Here is a 19555-nt window from a genome sequence, read left to right as displayed (position 1 = left end):
CGATTTCAGACGGGGAAGGGGCCTACCGCTTCCAGACCCGGTCGAGCGGCATCAGCCGATTCACCAGCACCAGCAGCGCCACCGTCACCAGGATGAAGATGGTGGAGATGGCGTTCACCGTGTTCTCCAGGCTGAAGGTCGCCTCCGCATAGATCCGCACCGGCAGGGTCTGCAGCCGCGCGGTGGTGAGGAAGGCGGTGACCGTCACCTCGCCGAAGGACAGCAGGAAGCCGATGACGCAGGACACGGCGATGCCCGGCGCCAGCTGCGGCAGGATTACGCGGCGGAAGACCCGCGACGGCGTCGCCCCCAGCCCGCCCGCCGCCTCCTCCAGCCCCCGTTCGAGCTGCGCGACGGAGGCGCGCAGCAGCGCCAGCATGAAGGGCGCGACCAGCACCACATGCACCGCCAGCACGCCGAGGAAGGGCGGAATCTGGTTGAACCATTGCAGCAGCCGCAGCATGCCGAGGCCGATGGCGATGCCGGGCAGCGCCAGCGGCAGCATCAGGAAGGCGCCCACCGCCTCCTTCCCCGCGAAGCCGGCGCGCACCAGGGCGAAGGCGGCGGGCAGGGCGAGGGCCAGGGAGATGACGACGCAGCAGGCCGCGATCTGCAGGCTGGTCCAGGCATCGGAGAGGTAGCGCTCATTCTCCAGCACCGCGGCGTACCATTTCCAGGTGAAGCCGACGAATTGCGCGACCGTCGCCTGCGGGCTGTCATTCACGGATGCCACCGCCACCAGCAGCAGCGGGAACAGCAGGATGGCGATGGCGGCCAGCAGCAGGATGCGGGACAGGGCGGGCGCCACCGCCTCCGCCACCTGCACCACGCCACGCCGCAGCGCCGGCGGCAGGCCGGGCCAGCGCCGTGGCGGGCGGGCATTCACCCAGGGCGTCAGGCCGCCGATGGCGCGGGCGAAGACGAAGGTGACGAGGATGGAGGTGGCGAGCATCAGCATGGCGAGTGCGGAGGCCAGCGGGTAGTTCAGGATTTCCATGCCTTCCCGCAGGACCACCATGCCGGTGACCTGCACCTTGCGCCCGCCGACCAGCGTGGCGGAGACATAGGCGGTCGACGCCATCAGGAAGACCAGCGTCAGCCCGCCGCGCAGCCCGGGCAGGGACAGTGGCAGGATCACCCGCCAGAAGCGCAGCGCCGGCCCGGCACCGAGGCCGGCCGCCGCTTCCTCCAGCCGCTTCTCCTGCCCGTCCAGCACATCGTACAGCGCCAGCACCATGAAGGGCAGGAACACCTGCACCAGCGAAAGCCCGACGGCGAACCAGCCGAACAGCAGGTTCAGCGGCGGGAAGCCCAAGGCTTGAGCGGCGTTGGAGACCACGCCGCGCGGCGCCAGCAGCAGGATGATGCCGAGCGAGCGCACCACCACATTGGTCAGCAGCGGCACCAGGATGATGGCGAAGCCGAAGGGCTTCGCGCGCGGCGAAAGCCGTGTCAGCCACAGCGCCAGCGGATAGGCCAGCACGGCGGAAGCCGCCGCCACCGCCAGGCCGAGCAGCCCCGTATTCAGCAGCAGCCGCAGGAAGAAGGTGTCGCCCAGGATCTCCGCATATTGCGCCGCGGAAGGCAGCAGCGAGATCGGTGCGAAGATCTCGCTGCTCTCCTGCACGGACAGAAGTGCCACGGCGCCCAACGGCGCGGCGAAGGCCGCCAGCAGCCACAGCACATAGGGCGCGGCCAACCAGCCCGCGCGGGGGGAACCCTGCATCAGCCAAGCGCCCTGCGATATTTCAGCCGGCGATCTCGCGGGTGAAGCGGCTGGACCAGCGGCCCTGGTTGCGGATCACCACATCCCAGTCGAAGTCGATCAGCTTGGACACCGCCTCCTCACCCATGATCAGCTTGGCGGCGAGGTCCGGCGGCAGGGTGATGTTGCGGATGGTCGGGCTGTAGTAGGTCTGCTGCGCATAGGCGGTCTGGCATTCCGGGCTGAGATGCAGGTTCACGAAAGCCTCGGCGAGTGCCTGGTTGCGGGTGCCGGTGGTGATGCAGGCGAAATTGGCGGCAACCGCCTGGCCTTCCACCGGCTCCGCGATGACGATGTTGGGGTTGCGCGATTCGGCGTAGCTGCGGGTGAAGCTGCCGAACTCCACGCTGGCCGCGCCGACCTGCTGGTCGAACATGCCATAGAGCTGGTCCTGGCTGCCCTGGATCGCGGCGAAGGGCTTCAGCTCCGCGATCTTGCGGAAGGCCGGGTCGATGTCGTTCTCCGACCCGCCCCAGACCTTGGCCGCCATCAGCAGCCCGGCGGTGCCCTGCGCGCCCGGATAGGTCGGCCAGATCACCTTGCCCTTCAGGTCGTCGCGCCAGAAATCCTTCCAGGAGGTCATCGGTGCGGCGACCATGCGGCGGTCATAGACGATGGTGACCGGGTTGAAGGCCACGCCATAGCCGCCGATGCGGGCCAGCGGGTACAGGTTGGCGAAGTTCGGCACGCTGGCGGAAGGCGCCTGCGTCACGCCGTCCTTCACCGCCTGGCGGCTTTCGAAGATGTTCAGGTACAGCAGGTCGAAGGATGGCCGGCCGCGTTCCGCATAGGCGCGGGCGCGGCGTTCCGGGGTGCCACCGAGCACGTAGTTGATCTTCACCCCATGCTGCTGTTCCAGCGGTGTCGCGCAGTACTGCCGGGTGATGCGTTCCTGCGCGCCGCCCCAGATGCCGACGGTCAGCTCGTCGCCGCGGCGGATCTGGGCGACGGCGTCGCGGCCCCAGATGGCGGGTGCGGCAATTGCCGCGGTGGCCAGCAGGCCACGGCGGGTGAGGGCGATCGTCATGGCAGGGCTCCGGTCGTGGCGGTGAAGTCTTCGATCCAGGCGATGGCCTCGGGCGGCGCGGCCAGGGTCACGGCGGCACCCGGGGCGAAGGCGGGCTCGGCGCTGGGGCGGTGCACGCGCAGGCGGTGCGGCCCGACCGAGACCTCGTAATGGATGCTGTCATCGAGGCGCGTCGCCGCCTCCACCAGGCCGGGCAGCGCCAGATGCGGTGTCGGCGCGGTGGCGGGCAGCAGCTGCAGCCGCGCGGCACGCAGCACCAGGTGGCTCGGGCGGTCCGGCGCTTCGGGCGGCAGCGGCAGCGCCAGGCCCTCCGCCTCGAAGATGCCAGCCTCGGCCCGGCCAGGGATGACGCTGCGGGCGCCAAGGAAGCCCGCCGTGAACAGGTGGCGCGGGCGCTCCGTCAGCTCCGCCGGCGCGGCGCATTCGACGATGCGGCCGCGATCCATCACCGCCACCCGGTCGGCCAGCGCCAGCGCCTCCTCCTGGTCATGCGTCACGAACAGGGTGGTGATGCCGGCGGCGTCGCGCAGCCGGGCGATCTCCTCCCGCATCTCCACGCGCAGCCCGGCATCGAGGTTCGACAGAGGCTCGTCCAGCAGCAGCAACTCGGGGCGGATGACGAGGGCGCGCGCGAGCGCGACGCGCTGCTGCTGGCCGCCGGACATGCGCGCCGGGTAGCGATCCGCCAGATGCGCCAGGCCGACCATGGCCAGCGCCTCCGTCACCCGCCGGTCGCGCTCGGCGCGGTTCACGTCCCGCATCTCCAGCCCGAAGGCGACATTGCCGGCGGCGGTCAGGTGCGGGAACAGGGCGTAGTTCTGGAACACCATGCCGATCTGCCGGCGATGCGGCGGCGCCCGCTCGATCGCCTTGCCATCCAGCAGGATGTGGCCCTCATCCGGCAGGATGAAGCCGGCGACCAGCCGCAGCGTGGTGGTCTTGCCGCAGCCGGAGGGGCCGAGCAGCGCGATGCATTCGCCACGCGCGACGGAAAGCGAGACGCCATCGACCGCCGCCTGGGCGCCGTAGCGCTTGGTCAGGCGGTCGAGCACCAGATGGGGGCGGGGTTCGGTCACGCGCCAGTCTAGGCAAACCCGATGCCACGGCGCCAGGGCAGGGGGGCACCATGATCAGGGGCCACGATGCCGAAGTACCGGCCCTCAATGCCCAAAAAACTTGCGACTGCCGCCGCTTGAGGCGATGTTTGGTGCCGCGGCTTGCGGCAGCGTCGGGCGAGGTCTGGCGCCGCAGCCTGCTGCTGTGTCGGGGGGGCGTGGCAGGGCGTGGTGGCATGGCCCTTGCTGCCCCCTTGTCACAACGAGCCCCCGCACCTGATACCAACCTGGTTGCGGCCCAGGGGGCCGCTGGCATTGGGATGGAGGGATCGGCGTATGCGCACTCGGTATCGATTCGAGCGGCGGACCCTGCTGACAGGCGGCATCGGCCTCGCACTGGCCGCGGTGCCCGGCGCGAGGGTGCCCCTGGCGCAGAGCCTGGACAAGGTCTCCTTCCAGACCAACTGGCGCGCCCAGGCGGAACACGGCGGCTACTACCAGGCCGTCGCCGCCGGCATCTATCGCCGCCACGGCATCGAGTGCGAAATCCGCATGGGCGGGCCGCAGCAGAACCCGTCTCAGCTTCTGCTGGCCGGCCGTGTGGACTTCATCATGTCCAACGGCTTCCAGGCGCTGAACTATGCGCGGGAGAACCTGCCCTTCCTGACCATCGGCGCCATCATGCAGAAGGACCCGCAGGTGCTGATGACCCATGCGGGCAACGGCATCAATTCCTTCGAGGACATGAAGGGCCGCCCGATCCTGATCGGCGCCTCCGGCCGTGTCACCTACTGGCCGTTCCTGAAGGCGAAGTTCGGCTTCACGGATGAACAGATCCGCCCCTACACCTTCAATGTCGGCCCCTTCATGGCGGACCGCATGGCGATCCAGCAGGGCTTCATCTCCTCCGAGCCCTTCGCCGCCCAGCAGGCCGGCGCCACGCCGCGCGTCTTTCTGATCGCCGATGCCGGCTACCAGAACTACCAGACCACCATCGACGCCTCCCGCCGCATAGTGACGGAGAAAAAGGACCTGGTGCAGCGCTTCGTCAACGCGACGATCGAGGGCTGGACCGCCTACATGAAGGGCGAGGATGTCGGCGCCGCCAACGGCGCCATCAAGCGCGACAACCCGGAGATGGACGACGCCAAGATCGCCTACGCCGTGCGCGTGATGAAGGAGGCCGGCATCGTGCAATCCGGCGATGCGCTGCAGCTCGGCATCGGCGCGATGACGGATGCGCGCTGGAAATCCTTCTACGAGGGCATGCGCGATGTCGGCCTGTATCCGGCCGGCCTGGACCCCGCGCGCGCCTACAGCCTGGAATTCGTCAACAAGCGCGTCGGCCTGACCTGAGTGGTTCCTGCGACTGTCGCCTCGCTGGAAGGCGTCACCAAGCGCTACGCCAATGGCACGCTCGCCGTGCGGGGCGTGGATCTGGCGGTGCAGCGGGGCGACTTTGTCTCGCTGCTCGGCCCCTCGGGCTGCGGGAAATCCACCGTGCTGCGGATGATGGCGGGGCTCATCGCGCCATCCTCCGGCCGCATCGAGGTCGCCGGTGGCGGGGAGACCGGCGATATCGGCTTCGTCTTCCAGGAGCCGACGCTGATGCCCTGGTCCTCCGCGCTAAAGAACGTGATGCTGCCGCTGCGGCTGGCCGGCATGGCGCGGGCGGAGGCGGAGCGGCGCGCGCGGGCGGCGCTGGACTCGGTCGGGCTGGCGGGCTTCGAGGGCAGCTATCCGCGTGCGCTCTCCGGCGGCATGAAGATGCGCGTCTCCATCGCCCGCGCCCTGGTGACGAAGCCGCGGCTGCTGCTGATGGACGAGCCCTTCGCGGCGCTGGATGAGATCACCCGCCACAAGCTGAACAACGACCTGCTGAAGCTGTGGGAGGCGGAGCGCTTCACCGCCGTCTTCGTCACCCATTCGGTGTTCGAAAGCGTCTACCTGTCCCGCCGCATCGTGGTGATGGCGGCGCGGCCGGGGCGGGTGGTGGAGGACCTGGCGGTGGATGCGCCCTATCCGCGGGGCGAGTCCTTCCGGACATCCGCCGAATATGCGGCGCATTGCCGCGACATTTCGCAGGCACTCGACAGGGCCATGGGCACATGACGGTCACCCTCTCCGCCAATGAGGCGGCCGATGCGCCGGAGGAGAATCGCGCGGCCCGCTATGCCGGGCTGACGGCGGAGGGCTGGTTCCGCATCCTCGCGCCCACGCTGATCGGCGTGCTGGCGCTGGTGGGCTGGGAAGCGGTGGTGCGGATCAACGAGATTCCGCCCTACCTGCTGCCCGGGCCGCTGGAGGTGTGGCGCGCGCTGATCCGCGAATGGCCGTCGCTGTCCGTCTCGCTGCTGGTCACGCTGCAGATCACCTTCGCGGCGCTGTTCGTGGCGGCGACGCTCGGCCTGCTGCTGTCGGTGCTGTTCGCGCAGTCGCGCATCATCGAGATGTCGCTGTTCCCCTATGCGGTGATCCTGCAGGTCACGCCGGTGGTCGCCATCGCGCCGCTGATCATCATCTGGGTGGATGACATCCGCCTGGCGCTGCTGATCTGCGCCTGGATCGTCGCCTTCTTCCCGATCCTGTCCAACACCACGCTGGGGCTGAACAGCGCGGACCAGAACCTGACCGACCTGTTCCGCCTGTACCGCGCCAGCCGCTGGCAGGTGCTGCGCCGCCTGCGGCTGCCGACGGCGATGCCGTACTTCCTGGCGGGGCTGCGGATCTCCGGCGGGCTGGCGCTGATCGGCGCGATCGTGGCGGAATTCGTCGCCGGCACGGGCGGGCGGGCTTCGGGCCTCGCCTACCGCATCCTGGAAGCCGGCTACCAGTTGCAGATCCCGAAGATGTTCGCTGCGCTTGTGCTGGTCTCCCTCACCGGCATCGCGATCTTCCTGGCGATGAGCCTGATCTCCCACCTCGCGCTGCGCCACTGGCACGAAAGCGCCCTCAAGGACCGTCGATGAAGGCCGAGATTTCTGCAGCCGGCTCCAGCTTCTGGCTGCGCAATGCCCGCACCCATGCCGCGCTGATCCAGGGGCTGGACGTGCCGCAGGATGTGGACGGGCTGCTGCGGCTGGATATCCGCATCGAGCATGGCCGCATCGCGGCCCTGGCGCCGCGCGGCACCGCGCCGGATGGCATCGACCTGCGCGGCGGCCAAGTGTGGCCCGGCTTCGTCGATGCCCATACGCATCTCGACAAGGGCCATATCTGGCCGCGCACCCGCAACCCGACCGGCGATTTCGCCGGCGCGATCCAGGCCGTGATGGGCGACCGCGGCGCCGCCTGGAGCGAGGCGGATATCGAAGCCCGCGCCGATTTCGCCCTGCGCTGCGCTTACGCCCATGGCACGGTGGCGATCCGCACGCATCTGGACACCTACCTGCCGCACGGGGTGACCACCTGGCGCGTCTTCCGCCGGCTGCGGGAGGAATGGGCCGGGCGCATCACGCTGCAGATGTCCTCGATCTGCCCGCTGGACCGTTTCGCGGGGCCGAATGGCGAGACGCTGGCCGATATGGTGGCGGAATCGGGCGGCGTGCTCGGCATGGTCACGCGCCACACCGGCGGCATCCATGACGCGCTGCCCGCAAATTTCCAGGCGGAGCTGGACCACTTCTTCTCCCTTGCGGAAGCGCGCGGCCTGGATCTCGACCTGCATGTGGATGAGAGCGGCGAAGGCGGCGCGCGTGCCCTGCGGGAGATCGCGCTGACGGCGCTGAAGCGCGGCTTTCGCGGTAAGATCCAATGCGGCCATTGCTGCTCGCTCTCGATCCAGCCGGAGGATTTCGCGCGGGAGACGATTGCCCGCGTGGCCGAGGCCGGCATCGACATCGTCGTGCTGCCGATGTGCAACATGTACCTGCAGGACCGCGTGGCGAACCGCACGCCCCGCTGGCGCGGCGTGACGCTGGTGCATGAGATGCGGGCGGCGGGCATCCGCGTCTCCGTCGCCTCCGACAATACGCGCGATCCGTTCTACGCCTATGGCGACCTCGACATGACCGAGGTGTTCCGGGAATCCGCGCGCATCCTGCACCTCGACCACCCCTTCGCCACCTGGCCCGCCGCAGCCACGGCGCGGCCGGCGGAGGCGATGGGTGTGGCCGCGCAGCACGGCACCATCCGCGTCGGCGCCAGCGCCGACCTGGTGCTGTATGGCGCCCGCTTCATGACGGAGCTGCTGTCCCGCCCGCAAGCGGACCGCGTGGTGCTGCGCGCTGGCCGCGTGCTGGAGGCGACGGCGCCGGATTGGCGGGAGCTGGATGCGATGGTGGGCGTGGCCGAGTGACCTACGGCGCCAGCATCTGGCGCCAAACCGCCTGCGCCTGGATGCCCTCCCAGCCATAGAGCATCTGCACCATCGCCGTGCCGGCCCAGACCGGGTGCTGGTCCGCGTAATGCGGGCTGCCGGGATGGCCGGAGGTGCCGTGGAACACCGACCAGCGGCTGTTCTCCCAGGCCCCGACATCGAAGGCGTAGCGCGCCAGCGCACCATAGCCCGCGGCATTGCCGCCGGCGGCGAAGAAGCCGGTGGCGAGCACCGTGTCCATGTCGCCGCCGATGGGCAGCGAGGGCGGGTCCAGCAGCGCCGCCCAATCCGGGAACAGGGGCGAGAGCGGGTGGGTCAGGTGCGGGCGATGCACCTCGCCCCAGGGGCGCGCGCCTGCCGCTTCCGGCGCCGCGCGGCGCAGCGCCTCGGCCAGGGCCTCGGACCAGCTCAGGCCGTCCAAAAGGCTCGCATCGTCCTCGCGCAGCAGGGTCGGCAGGGTCCACCAGAGCTGGTTGATGGGCGGCACGCCGGGGCTGACCGCCAGCATCGGGTGGCCGGCCAGCCCGCCCAACCCGCTGCGCTCCACCAGGATCGCCGTCAGCGCCCGGCGGAAGACGACATAGGCGGCCGGGGCGCTGGCCTCGGCACTCATCCGGCCGTCCCAGTCCAGCAGGCGCTGGCGGAGCGCGGCGGGTTCGGGCTCGGCGGGGGCGGGCAGGCCAGCGAGCTTCTCCCGGAACAGCAGCGCGTTCAGCGACAGCGTGTCGCCATGCAGGCTCGCCGCACCCTCCACGCTGCGCGCTTCCGGCGCCGCGCGCAGCCGGGCCAGCACGCGCTGGGCGCGGTAGGGCGGGTGGCAATCGGTGCAGAGGTAGTCCGGCCCGCCATCGGCCGCGACGCGGTTGTTGGCGGTGACGATCAGACCCTCCGCCGGGTCCATCACGCGCGGCATGTCCTTATGCGCGATCATGCCCTGCCAATCCGCCTCGGCCTGCCAGCCCGGCACGGGCAGCCAGCCATTTGCGCGGGGCCGCCGTGGCACCAGGGCGCGGATCTGGTGGCCGATATGGCCGTCCAGGTCGCCAGCGACCAGGTTGTGGTCGATCAGCCCCCAGCCCCGCGTCGCCTCGAACAGCGCCTCCACGGTGGGTGCGCGCAGCATGCGGGGCAGGCAGTCGAAGGACAAATCGGTTTCGGCGAATTGGACGGAGCGGAGCGCCAGCGCCGTGCCGCTGGCCGGGTCGCCGGCGATGACGGGGCCGTGGCGGGTCTCCACCACCTCGAAATCACGCGCCGCGCCGCCACGCACCTGGATGCGGTCCTGCCGCCGCCGCACCGGCACCCAGCCATCCGGGCCGAGCGCGTTCTGCGCATCCGCGTCGAAGCGCTCCAGATACACGTCGTGGATGTCCACGAAGGCATGGGTGACGCAGTAGGCGACCTGGCCGTTATGGGCGAAATGCGGGAAGCCCGGCACGCCGGGCACCGTCAGCCCCACCACGTCGAAATCCGCGCAGGCCAGATGGCCCTGGGCGTACATGTTGGGGATCTCGAAGACCCGGTGCGGGTCGCCGGCCACCACCGGGCGGCCGGTGGAGGATTGCGCCGGGGCCACGGCCCAGTTGTTGCTGCCGCCGCCCGTCGCATCCGGCGGGGCGCCGCCCAGCAGCGCCTCGATCGCCGGGCGCAGCGCGGCCAGGTCCGCTTCCAGCCGCTGTGCCTCCGCCCCCGGCGGCACCAGCAGGAGATCCTTCCCGCCATCATCGTAGCGCAGCTTCGCCGCCTGTTCCGCGCCCAGCAGCGGCAGCGCCGCGGCGCGCCACAGCTTGAACCAGACGGAGCCCATCAGCAGGCCGAGGCGGCGCATCACGGCGATCGCGTGCCAGCCCTCCCAGCGTTCCGGCACCGCCTGCAGCAGCGTGTATTCGATGGGCAGGGGCGCGCCGGAATCGAGGAAGGCGTTCACGCCCGCCGCGTAGGCGGCCAGCATCGCCTGCGCCTCCGCCCCCAATGCAGCGAAGTCGCGCCGGCTGGCTTCCTCCACGCCCAGGCGGCGGGCCAGGATGTCGCCCTCCGCCGCCGGCGCACCGATCCATTCGGCGCTGCGGCCGAGGGCGCGGCGGCGGTTCAGCTCCATCTGGAACAGCCGGTCCTGGGCATGGACGAAGCCCTGGGCGCGGAAGGCATCCTCCGCGCCGCCTTCGGTCCGGATATGCGGGATGCCCCAGCGGTCGCGCAGCACCGTCGCAGGCTGGCGCAGCCCGGGCAGGGGCAGCGTGCCGTCCAGCGGCGGCAGGGCGGCGCGCAGGGCCTCGTATCCGGGGGTGGGCGGCATCGGCGGTCCCTCCTGCGCGGCCGGGATTGCCGCGGGCTGGATATATCAAATACGATGGAGCGATGAGCGCAAGCGTCCCCACCTCCGAAGACATCGCCTTCCTGTCCCCCGTGGGGCGGGAGAACCTGACCGGCCGCGTCTATGGCGAATTGCGCGATGCGCTGATGGAAGGCCGCATGCGGCCCGGCCAGCGCCTGAAGATCCGCGAACTGGCGCAGCAGCTCGGCACCTCCGAAACCCCGGTGCGGGAGGCGGTGATGCAGCTGGTGCGGGAACGCGCGCTGCGGATGGAACAGGCCAAGGCCATCACGGTCGCCGGCCTGACGCTGGCGCAGTACCAGGAGCTGCGCCTGGTGCGCGCATCGCTGGAAGGCCTGGCCGCCGAGGCCGCCGCCCGCCACATCACGCCCGCCGAAATCCGCGCCCTGGAACGCATCCATGCGGAGCTGGTCCGCGCCGAGGCGGCCGGGGAGGCAGCGCCCGCCATCCGCGCCAATTGGCGCTTCCATCACGGCCTGTACCGCGCCGCCGCCATGCCGGAGTTGCTGGCGGTGATCGAGGGCATCTGGCTGCGCAACGGCCCGATGCTGACCTACCTCTACCCCGACGCCCACCCGACCTATCCGGGCCGCCACCGGCACCTGGACATATTGGACGGGCTGCGCGCCCGCGACGGCGCGGCGACCCGGGCCGCGGTGCAGGCGGATATGGAGGAAGGCGGCGCGGGCCTGCTGCGCCATCTGGCGGCGATGGAACAGGCCGCCCAAAGCAAGGGAAACGCCGCGTGAAGCTCAACCCCATCGCCACCGCGACCCCCTGGTTCCGGCTGGAGGTCGAGGCGACAGACTGGGCGGCGGAGGACCCGGCCGACCTCGCCCGCTGGATGGAACAGCTTCTGCTGATCCGCCGCTTCGAGGAGAAGATCCTTGACCTGCACGGCGCCGGGCTGATCCATGGCCCCGCCCATGCCTCGATCGGGCAGGAGGGTGGCGCGGTCGGCGCGCTGTCCGTGCTCGGCACCGAGGACAAGATCAACGGCACGCATCGCGCGCATCACCAGATCCTGGCCAAGCTGCTGAACGCCGCGACGCCGGAGGGCTACGACCCGCGCAGTGATTCCGTGCCGGAGGCCGCGCAGGACCATGTGCGGCGGACCATGGCGGAGATCATGGGGCTGGCGCAGGGCTACAATGGTGGCCGCGGCGGGTCGATGCATATGCGGATCGCCGAGGCCGGCGTGGTGGGTTCCTCCGCCATCATCGGCGGCAACGTGCCGCATGCGGTGGGCTATGGCCTGGCCGACAAGGTGCTGGGGCGGGACAATATCTCGGTCGCCTTCTTCGGCGACGGCACACTGATGGCCGGGCAGACGCTGGAGGCGATCAACCTGGCGGCGCTGTACCGGCTGCCGGTGGTGTTCTTCCTGGAGAACAATTTCTACGCCGTCTCCACCCATGTGCGGGAGCAGACGCGGGAGACGCGGCTGACGACGCGCGGCGCCATGTTCGGCGTGCCCTCGGTCGAATGCGACGGCATGGACGTGCTGGCGGTGCGGCGGGCGATGCAATGGGCGCGCGACCAGATCGCGGAAACCGGCGGCCCGGTCTTCGTCGAGGCGATCTGCTACCGCTTCCTGCACCAGTCCGGCCCGATGCTCGGCAGCCAGTTCGGCTATCGCGACAAGGCGGAGGAGGAGCAATGGCGCGCCCGCGATCCCGTTACCACGCTGCCGGTGGTGCTGGACCGGCTGGGCGTGCTGGATGCCGAAGGCCTGGCGCGGCTGGAGGCGCGGGTGCGGGCGGTGGTGGAGCAGGCCGCGGCGGCGCTGGTGGAAACCCCGCCCGGCGCCAATGCCCCGCAACTGCGCGAGGGCCTGCTGTCGGAGGTGGCGGATCTCGAACGCGGCATCCGCGGCGACCTCTCCGAATTGCGCGGGTTGAAGGTGCAGGAAGCCAGTGCCGCGGTGCCGGCGCAGCCGATGAAATACATCGACGCCATCGCCGCCACCCTGCTGCACAACATGCAACGCGACCCGCGCATCGTGCTGATCGGCGAGGACATCCACCGGCTGCGCGGCGGCGTCTCCGGCTCCGCCAAGGGTGTGATGGAGACTTTCCCCGAACGCGTCTTCGCCACGCCGATCTGCGAGAACGGTTTCACGGGCATGGCGCTGGGCGCCGCGCTGTGCGGGCTGCGGCCGGTGGTGGACATCATGTTCGGCGACTTCACCATCGTCGCCGCCGACCAGATGTTCAACGGCATCGGCAAGTTCGCACATATGTTCGGCGGCGGCTTCGGCATTCCGCTGGTGGTGCGGGCGCGTGTCTCGCCGGCGGCGGGCTATGGCTCGCAGCATTCCATGGACCCGTCCGGGCTGTTCGCCGCCTATCCCGGCTGGCGCATCCTGCATCCCTCCACGCCGCATGATTACGTCGGGCTGATGAATGCGGCGCTGGCCTGCGAGGATCCGGTGCTGATGATCGAGCATCAGGGCCTGTTCCAGACCAGCGGCCTGGTGCCGCAGGACCTCGGCTACATCGTGCCCTTCGGCAAGGCGCGGGTGGTCCGCCACGGCACGGCCTGCACCGTGCTGACCTATGGCGCCATGGTGCCGGAGACGGAGGCGGCGGTGGCGGCGACCGGCATCGATGCCGAGATCCTCGACCTGCGCTGCCTGGATATCGAGGGCATGGACTGGCCCACCATCGAGGCCAGCATCAAGCGCACCAACCGGGTGCTGATCGCGGAGCAGACGGCGCATGGCACGGCGCATGGTGCGCGCTGGGTGGATGAGATCCAGCGCCGCTGCTTCGACTGGCTGGATGCGGAGATCACCCGCGTGCATGGCAGCCGGGCGGCGCCGGTCGTGTCGCGTCCGCTGAATGCGGCGGCGCTGGCGGATGCGGCGAAGGTGGCGGAGGGGCTGCGGCGGCTGATGCGGTAGCGGCACCCTCTCCTCCCGCTTGGGGGGAGAGGGATGGGGTGAGGGGGGGCGTGAGCGTGTCGCGGTGACGCAGCCCCCACCCAACCAGCCGCAGGCGTTGCGGCAGTGCCGCAACCCCCCGCAGTGCGGGGGAGGGCTTTTGGCCGCTTCAGCTCCCGCGCAGGCCCTGGATGCGGATCAGGCCGTCCGGGATCAGCCGCAACCCGCTGACCGCGGCCGTGGTGCCGAAGAAGCTCTGCGGGTGCCACAGGTAGATGTAGGGGCGGTCGCGCAGCAGCACCTCCATGGCGCGGCCATAGGCGGCCAGGCGCGCGGCGGGCTCCACGCTGGTGCGGCCGGCGCGCAACGCCGCATCGGCCTGTTCGCTGCAATAGCGTCCGCCATTCAGGCTCTGGCCGCAGGCGTTGAAGCCCCAGAGGTTGCCGTCCACATCGGTGCGGCCGGACCAGGCGATGATCAGCGCCTCGAAATCCCCGGCGGTCCAGGCGCGCAGCAGGGTCGCAACCTCGATCACCTGGATCTCCAGCGCGATGCCGGCCTCCGCCGCCATGGCCTGGATCACCTCCGCCGCCTGGACGTATTCGGTGGTGTTGGGGACGGAGAACTTGATCCGCACCCGCTCATGCCCGACCTCCTTCAGCAGCGCCCGGGCGCGGGCCAGGTCGCGGCCCGGCACCGGCAGGGCGGCGATGTGGTGCGGGTGGCCGGGCGGGGTGGATTGGTTGCCGGGGCGGTACAGCCCCTCGAAGGCCACCTGGTTCAGCGCGTTGCGGTCGATCGCCAGCTCCAGCGCCTGCCGCACCCGCGGGTCCTGGCCGAGCGGCGTCTGGGCGCTGGCGCCATGCGCGACGTTGATGGCGATGTAGACGGAGGCGAGCGACGGCCCCTCCAGCAGCTTCACCCGGGCATCGCGCCGCAGCGTCGTGACGTCGGAGGGGTTCACCCGCTCGATCACATCCAGCGTGCCCGAACGCAGATTGGCGGCGCGCACCGTGGTGTCCGGGATCGGCCGGTACACGACCCGGTCGAAATGCAGCGCGTTGGCGTTCCAATAACCCGGAAAGCGCTCCAACTCGATGCGGTCCTGCGGCACGCGCCGCGTCAGGCGATAGGGGCCGGCGCAGGCCGGGTCCTTCTGGAAATCGGCACCCAGCACATTGGCCTGGCGCGGCGAGACCAGCATGCCGGCGCGATCCGACAGCGCCGCCAGCAGTGGCGCGAAGGGCTCCGACAGGCGGATGCGGACCTGCATCGGCCCGGCTTCCTCCACCGCCGTCACCGGGCCCAGCTCGCCCCGGCGGGTGGAGCCCTGGGCGGTGATGTGGCGGTTCAACCCGGCGACGGCGGCGGCGGCATCCAGCGCCACGCCGTCATGGAAGGTCACGCCGGGGCGCAGTGTCAGCAACAGGGCGCGGCCGCCTTCCTGCCATTCCCAGGCGGTGGCGAGCTGCGGCACCAGCGCGCCCTGCTCATCCACCTCGATCAGCTTGTCGCACATCGCCATGAAGACCTGCCGCGCGGCGACGCTGCGCGACAGGGTGGGGTCCAGCACATCGGGGTCCGAGGCGATGCCGATGCGCAGGGTCTGCGCTGCGGCGGGGAAGGCCAGGGTCAGGCCCACAAGGGCGGCGAGGAGTGGTCGCATGCCGGTTTCTCCGTTTCTGCACGCGCATCCTTGAATGGTTTTCGCGCGCTGTCACCATATGATATATCGACGCCGAGCCGATGGAGCGCCGGATGCCTGATTCGCACACCACCAATCTCAGCCGCGACGCGGTGCTGCGCGAGCGTGCGGCGCGGGTCATCCCCGGTGGCCTCTGGGGACACCTGAACGCCGCGAAGCTGCCCGCCGGCTACCCGCAATACTACAGCCGCGCGGAGGGCTGCCGTCTGTGGGACGTGGATGGGCGGGAGGTGGTGGATTTCATGTCCTCCTGGGGCCCGATCGTGCTGGGCCACCATGACCCGGTGGTGGAGGAAGCGGCGCGGCGCCAGGCGCAGCTGGGCGATTGCATGAACGGCCCGGCCCCGGTGCTGGTGGAACTGGCGGAGCGCCTGGTCGCCTCCATCCCGCATGCCGAATGGTGCCTGCTGGCCAAGAACGGCACGGATGCGACCACTGCCTGCGTCACCATCGCCCGTGCCGCGACACGCCGCCGCAAGGTGCTGGTGGCGCGCGGGTCCTATCACGGCGCGGTGCCCTGGTGCTCGCCTTCCACCGCCGGCGTCACGGCGGAGGATCGGGCGCATCTGGTTTTCTACGACTACAACGACGTGGCCTCGGTTCGCGCGGCGGCGGAGGCGGCGAAATGCGACCTCGCCGGCATCCTGGTCACCGCCTTCCGGCACGACATGTCCCGCACCCTGGACCTGCCCGACCCCGCCTTCGCCCGCGCGCTGCGCGCCATCTGCGACGAGACCGGCGCGGCGCTGATCCTGGATGATGTGCGCGCCGGCTTCCGGCTGCACCTCGGCGGGTCGTGGGAAACGGTGGGCGTGCGGCCGGACCTCGCCGCCTACAGCAAGGCGATCGCCAATGGCCATCCGCTGGCCGCGGTGACCGGCGCCGAATGGCTGCGCCGCGCGGCGACGGAGGTGTTCACCACCGGATCCTTCTGGTGCGGCGCCGTGCCGATGGCGGCGGCGCTGGCGACGCTGGAGGAATTGCAGCGCATCGACGGGCCGGCGCGGATGCGCGCCATGGGGCAGCGGCTGCGCGATGGCTTCGCGGCGGGCGCCGAACGGCACGGGTTGCGCATCATCCAGTCCGGCCCGCCGCAGATGCCGCTGCTGCAATTCGCGGGTGACGCGGATTTCCGCCTCGGCGAGGCCTTCTGCGCCGCGGCGCTGGCGGCGGGGGCCTATTTCCACCCGCGCCACAACATGTTTCTCAACTGCGCCCATGATGCCGCCGCGGTGGATCGTGGGCTGGAGGCGGCGGAGGAAGGCTTCGCCGCCGTCGCAAGGCTTTCAGGCTGAAGGGGGCCTGTGCTGCGCCCAGGGGCGGTCCTGTTCCAGGATCGCGCCGAGGCGCAGCAGGCTCATATCCGTCCCCCAGGGCCCGACCAGCTGCACCGCCGTCGGCAACCCGTCCTTCGCGAAGCCGGAGGGGATGGTCAGCGCCGGGTGGCCGGTCAGGTTGAAGGGGTACATGTAGCTGGACCAGCCCTGGCGGGTGATGCCGCAGAGCTCGCCCTCGATCTCGATCTGGCCATCGGCGGCGTCGAAGTCGGCGGGCAAAGCGGTGCGCGTCAGCGTCGGCGTCACCAGCACGTCGTAGCGGCTGAACAGGCCCTGGATGGTGCGGAACAGCTGCGTGCGGGCAAATTGCGCCTCACGGAACTGGGTCAGGGAGAAGCCCGCGCCGCGCTCCATGAAGGCCAGCAGCACCGGGTCCATCTGGTTGTGCCACTGCGCCAGGTGCGGCGTGCAGCTGACGAAGAAGCCGGCCTGGTACATGATGCGGCCGGGGAATTCCATCCAGTCGATGGCATCCGTCACCTCCTCCACGAAGGCGCCGCGGGCGGAAAGCGCATCGAGGCTGGCCAGCGTGTTGTCGGCCATCTCCGCCTGCACCTTCGCGTTGCAGGCGCGCGCTATATAGCCCACGCGCAGCCCGTGCAGGTCGCCGCCCACCAGCCCCGGCGGCAGCGGCGCGATGCCCGGTCCGCGCAGGCTCTGCGCATCGCGCTCGCTCGGCCCGGCGATGACGGAGAGCATGACGGCGGCATCGCTGACGGTGCGCGTCATCGGCCCGGCATAGACGTTATTCGCAAAAGTGTCGGCGGAGGCTTCCCACGGCACGCTGCCGAGTGTCGCCTTCAGCCCGACGATGCCGCAGCAGGCCGCCGGAATGCGGACGGACCCCGCGCCATCCGTGCCCAGCCCGAGCGGCCCCAGCCCGGCAGCCACTGCCGCCGCGGCGCCGCCGGAGGAGCCGCCGGTGGTGCGTGACAGGTCCCAGGGATTGCGCGTGGTGCCGAAACTGGGCCCATCCGTCAGACCCTTGTGACCGAATTCCGGCATGGTGGTCTTGCCGACCAGAATGCCGCCCGCCGCCTTCAGCCGCGCCGCGGTCGCATCGTCACGCGTCGGCACATTGCTGGCGAAGATGGCGGAGCCGTGCGTCGTCAGCACATCCGCCGTATCCACCTGGTCCTTGATGTGCAGCGGCACGCCGTGCAGAGGGCCGAGCGCCGCACCCTCCATCACCGCCTGTTCGGCGCGCCGCGCACTGTCCATCGCCTGCTCGTGCAGCACGGTCACGAAGCAGTTCAGCCGCGGCTGCTCCCGGTCGATCGCCGCCAGCATCGCCTGCGTGAGTTCCACCGGCGAAAGCCGGCGCCGGCGGATCAGCGCGGCGGCCTGCGTCGCCGGCATGAACAGCAATTCGGAGTCGTCCATCGCCCGTTTCCTTCTTGCGCATTCCGCTTCCTGGGGGTCATGCTGGCATAGGATATATCGAACGGCGAGGGGCCAACCCCGCCCGGGGAAGAGGAAATCGAGGCATGCCCCAGAGCTTGATCGGCCGCCGAGGACTGATGGCGGGCGGCACGGCGCTCGCCGCCGCCGGCATCATCCGCCCGCAGGGCGCCCGCGCCGCCAGCCAGCTCAATTTGGTGCTGGAATCGGAGGTGGTGATCCTCGACCCCTATATGACCACGGCGGCCATCACGCGCACCTTCGGCTTCCACATCTTCGACACGCTCTATGCGATGGATGGCCAGGGCCGCATCCAGCCGCAGATGGTGGAAAGCCATACCACCTCCGCCGACCGGCTGACCTGGAATTTCACCCTGCGGCCGGGGATGAAGTTCCACGACGGCACGCCCGTCACCTCCACCGATGTGGTGCTGTCGCTGCAGCGCTGGATGCCGAAGGATGCGCTGGGGCGCATGCTGCGGGATGCACATGCCAGCCTGACCACCAAGGGTACGCTGGGCTTCGAGCTGGTGCTGAAGCGGCCCTTCCCGCTGGTGCTGGACGTGCTCGGCAAGCCGAACGCGCCGGTACCCTTCATCCTGCCGGAACGCCTGGCGCGCACCTCCGGCGATACGCGGATCACGGAGATCATCGGCTCCGGCCCCTTCCGCTTCCGCCCGGACCAGTACCGCCCCGGCAACTACATGGTGCTGGAGAAATTCGCGGACTACGTGCCGCGCAGCGAGGCGCCGGATTTCCTCTCCGGCGGCAAGGTGGTGAAGGTGGACAGCCTGTCGCTGCGCGTCATGCCGGACCAGGCGACGGGCGCCACGGCGCTCCTGGCGAATGAGATCGACTACCAGCAATACGTGCCCTTCGACTGGATCCCGCGCCTCGAACGCTCGCGCGACATCAAGCTGCTGTCGCTCGGCGGGCTGCACCAGTTCCAGGGCAACTTTCGGCTGAATCACGCGGCTCCGCCTTTCGATGACCCCGCCGTGCGCCGCGTGTTGTGGAAGCTGGTGGACCAGAACACGGTGCTGCAGGCCATCGGCGTGCCGCCGCGCTTCCGTGCGCCGCAATGCACCAGCTTCTGGATGTGCGATGCGCCCTACAGCACGGATGCGGGGGCGGAGGGTGCCAAGTTCTCCATTGCGGAGGCGAAGGCGGAGCTGGCGAAGACATCCTATCGCGGGCAGCCGGTGCAGTTCCTGCAGGTGGCGGGCTCCATCTCCCAGACCGCGGCGCAGGTGCTGGTGCAGAACATGAAGGAAGCCGGCTTCACGGTGGATGAGCAGCAGATGGATTGGGGCACCGTCCTCGCACGCCGTGCGCGCCGCGATGGCTGGAGCATGTTCGCCGTCTATTCCAACGGCGTCGATATGCTGACGCCGCTGACCCATTTCTACGTCGCCAGCACCTGCGCCGATTACCCCGGCTGGTCCTGCGACGAACGCATTCCGCGCCTGACGCAGGAATTCGCCAATGCGGAAACGCCGGCGGAACGCCAGCGCCTGACGGCGGAAATCCAGCGCCTGGCCTATGAGCTGACGCCGTCCGTCATGTGGGGCCAGTTCACCATCCCGGCCGCATACCGCACCTCGCTGACGGGCCTGATGGAATCGTCCTTCCCGATCTTTTGGAACGTGGAAAAGGCCTGACGCACACTCTCTCCGCTTGCCATCGGGGGCGCGTGGTTCCTACGCTCCCCCGGGTTCAAACGGGGAA

The 19555-nt window shown here is 70.1% G+C and carries 14 protein-coding genes; 8 read left to right on the top strand and 6 right to left on the bottom strand.

The genetic code is table 11. The annotated features are described in order from the left end of the window. Nucleotides 1–22 precede the first annotated feature (22 nt). The 3 genes from HB662_RS25200 to HB662_RS25190 are packed head-to-tail and all read right to left on the bottom strand — an operon-like array spanning nt 23 to nt 3868. Nucleotides 23–1726 carry an ABC transporter permease subunit gene (locus HB662_RS25200; RefSeq protein WP_168054155.1) on the bottom strand — a complete coding sequence of 568 codons (1704 nt, stop codon included), beginning with the start codon at nt 1724–1726 and terminating at the stop codon, nt 23–25. A gap of 22 nt (nt 1727–1748) precedes the next feature. After that, nucleotides 1749–2792, bottom strand: a complete 1044-nt coding sequence (locus tag HB662_RS25195; protein ID WP_168054153.1) for an extracellular solute-binding protein — start codon at nt 2790–2792, stop codon at nt 1749–1751. Further along, nucleotides 2789–3868 carry an ATP-binding cassette domain-containing protein gene (locus HB662_RS25190; protein ID WP_168054151.1) on the bottom strand — a complete coding sequence of 360 codons (1080 nt, stop codon included), beginning with the start codon at nt 3866–3868 and terminating at the stop codon, nt 2789–2791. Before HB662_RS25190 ends, HB662_RS25195 begins: the two co-directional genes overlap by 4 nt. 315 nt (nt 3869–4183) lie before the next feature. Here HB662_RS25190 and HB662_RS25185 point away from each other — a divergent pair, with 315 nt between their 5' ends. Genes HB662_RS25185 through HB662_RS25170 form a run of 4 tightly spaced genes read left to right on the top strand, consistent with a single transcriptional unit; the run spans nt 4184 to nt 8144 of the window. Next, nucleotides 4184–5203 carry an ABC transporter substrate-binding protein gene (locus HB662_RS25185; RefSeq protein WP_168054149.1) on the top strand — a complete coding sequence of 340 codons (1020 nt, stop codon included), beginning with the start codon at nt 4184–4186 and terminating at the stop codon, nt 5201–5203. Beyond that, complete coding sequence (locus tag HB662_RS25180; RefSeq protein ID WP_168054147.1) at nt 5204–5959, top strand: ATP-binding cassette domain-containing protein; 756 nt, start codon at nt 5204–5206, stop codon at nt 5957–5959. It abuts the gene before it with no gap. Further along, nucleotides 5956–6816: an ABC transporter permease gene (locus HB662_RS25175; RefSeq protein ID WP_168054145.1), complete on the top strand. Its 861-nt coding sequence runs from the start codon at nt 5956–5958 to the stop codon at nt 6814–6816. Before HB662_RS25180 ends, HB662_RS25175 begins: the two co-directional genes overlap by 4 nt. Beyond that, entirely contained in the window at nt 6813–8144 is a 1332-nt protein-coding gene (locus HB662_RS25170) for a cytosine deaminase (RefSeq protein WP_168054143.1), read from the top strand. The genes HB662_RS25175 and HB662_RS25170 overlap by 4 nt, the downstream gene beginning before the upstream one ends. 1 nt (nt 8145) lies before the next feature. Here the strand turns inward: HB662_RS25170 and HB662_RS25165 are convergent, their stop codons facing one another. Continuing rightward, the gene (locus HB662_RS25165) at nt 8146–10461 is read right to left on the bottom strand and encodes a penicillin acylase family protein (RefSeq protein ID WP_168054141.1); all 2316 of its coding nucleotides are present in this window, start codon (nt 10459–10461) and stop codon (nt 8146–8148) included. Nucleotides 10462–10523: 62 nt separating this feature from the next. Here HB662_RS25165 and HB662_RS25160 point away from each other — a divergent pair, with 62 nt between their 5' ends. Continuing rightward, a complete protein-coding gene (locus HB662_RS25160) occupies nt 10524–11249 on the top strand; it encodes a GntR family transcriptional regulator (protein ID WP_168054139.1) in 726 nt (241 codons plus the stop codon). Beyond that, the gene (locus tag HB662_RS25155) at nt 11246–13405 is read left to right on the top strand and encodes an alpha-ketoacid dehydrogenase subunit alpha/beta (protein WP_342449584.1); all 2160 of its coding nucleotides are present in this window, start codon (nt 11246–11248) and stop codon (nt 13403–13405) included. The genes HB662_RS25160 and HB662_RS25155 overlap by 4 nt, the downstream gene beginning before the upstream one ends. 148 nt (nt 13406–13553) lie before the next feature. On the opposite strand, the gene HB662_RS25150 is transcribed toward HB662_RS25155, so the two are convergent. Continuing rightward, the gene (locus tag HB662_RS25150) at nt 13554–15050 is read right to left on the bottom strand and encodes an ABC transporter substrate-binding protein (protein WP_168054137.1); all 1497 of its coding nucleotides are present in this window, start codon (nt 15048–15050) and stop codon (nt 13554–13556) included. A gap of 92 nt (nt 15051–15142) precedes the next feature. Between HB662_RS25150 and HB662_RS25145 the strand changes: the two genes are divergently transcribed. After that, entirely contained in the window at nt 15143–16384 is a 1242-nt protein-coding gene (locus HB662_RS25145; RefSeq protein WP_168054135.1) for an aminotransferase class III-fold pyridoxal phosphate-dependent enzyme, read from the top strand. Here the strand turns inward: HB662_RS25145 and HB662_RS25140 are convergent. Continuing rightward, the gene (locus HB662_RS25140) at nt 16376–17809 is read right to left on the bottom strand and encodes an amidase (RefSeq protein ID WP_168054133.1); all 1434 of its coding nucleotides are present in this window, start codon (nt 17807–17809) and stop codon (nt 16376–16378) included. The genes HB662_RS25145 and HB662_RS25140 overlap by 9 nt on opposite strands. 104 nt (nt 17810–17913) lie before the next feature. Between HB662_RS25140 and HB662_RS25135 the strand changes: the two genes are divergently transcribed. After that, the gene (locus tag HB662_RS25135) at nt 17914–19488 is read left to right on the top strand and encodes an ABC transporter substrate-binding protein (protein ID WP_168054131.1); all 1575 of its coding nucleotides are present in this window, start codon (nt 17914–17916) and stop codon (nt 19486–19488) included. The last annotated feature ends 67 nt before the right edge of the window (nt 19489–19555 follow it).

The organism is Falsiroseomonas frigidaquae (assembly GCF_012163145.1).
In the GTDB taxonomy this organism is placed as follows: Bacteria; Pseudomonadota; Alphaproteobacteria; order Acetobacterales; family Acetobacteraceae; genus Falsiroseomonas; species Falsiroseomonas frigidaquae.
This window is presented reverse-complemented; position numbering and strand designations above follow the sequence as displayed.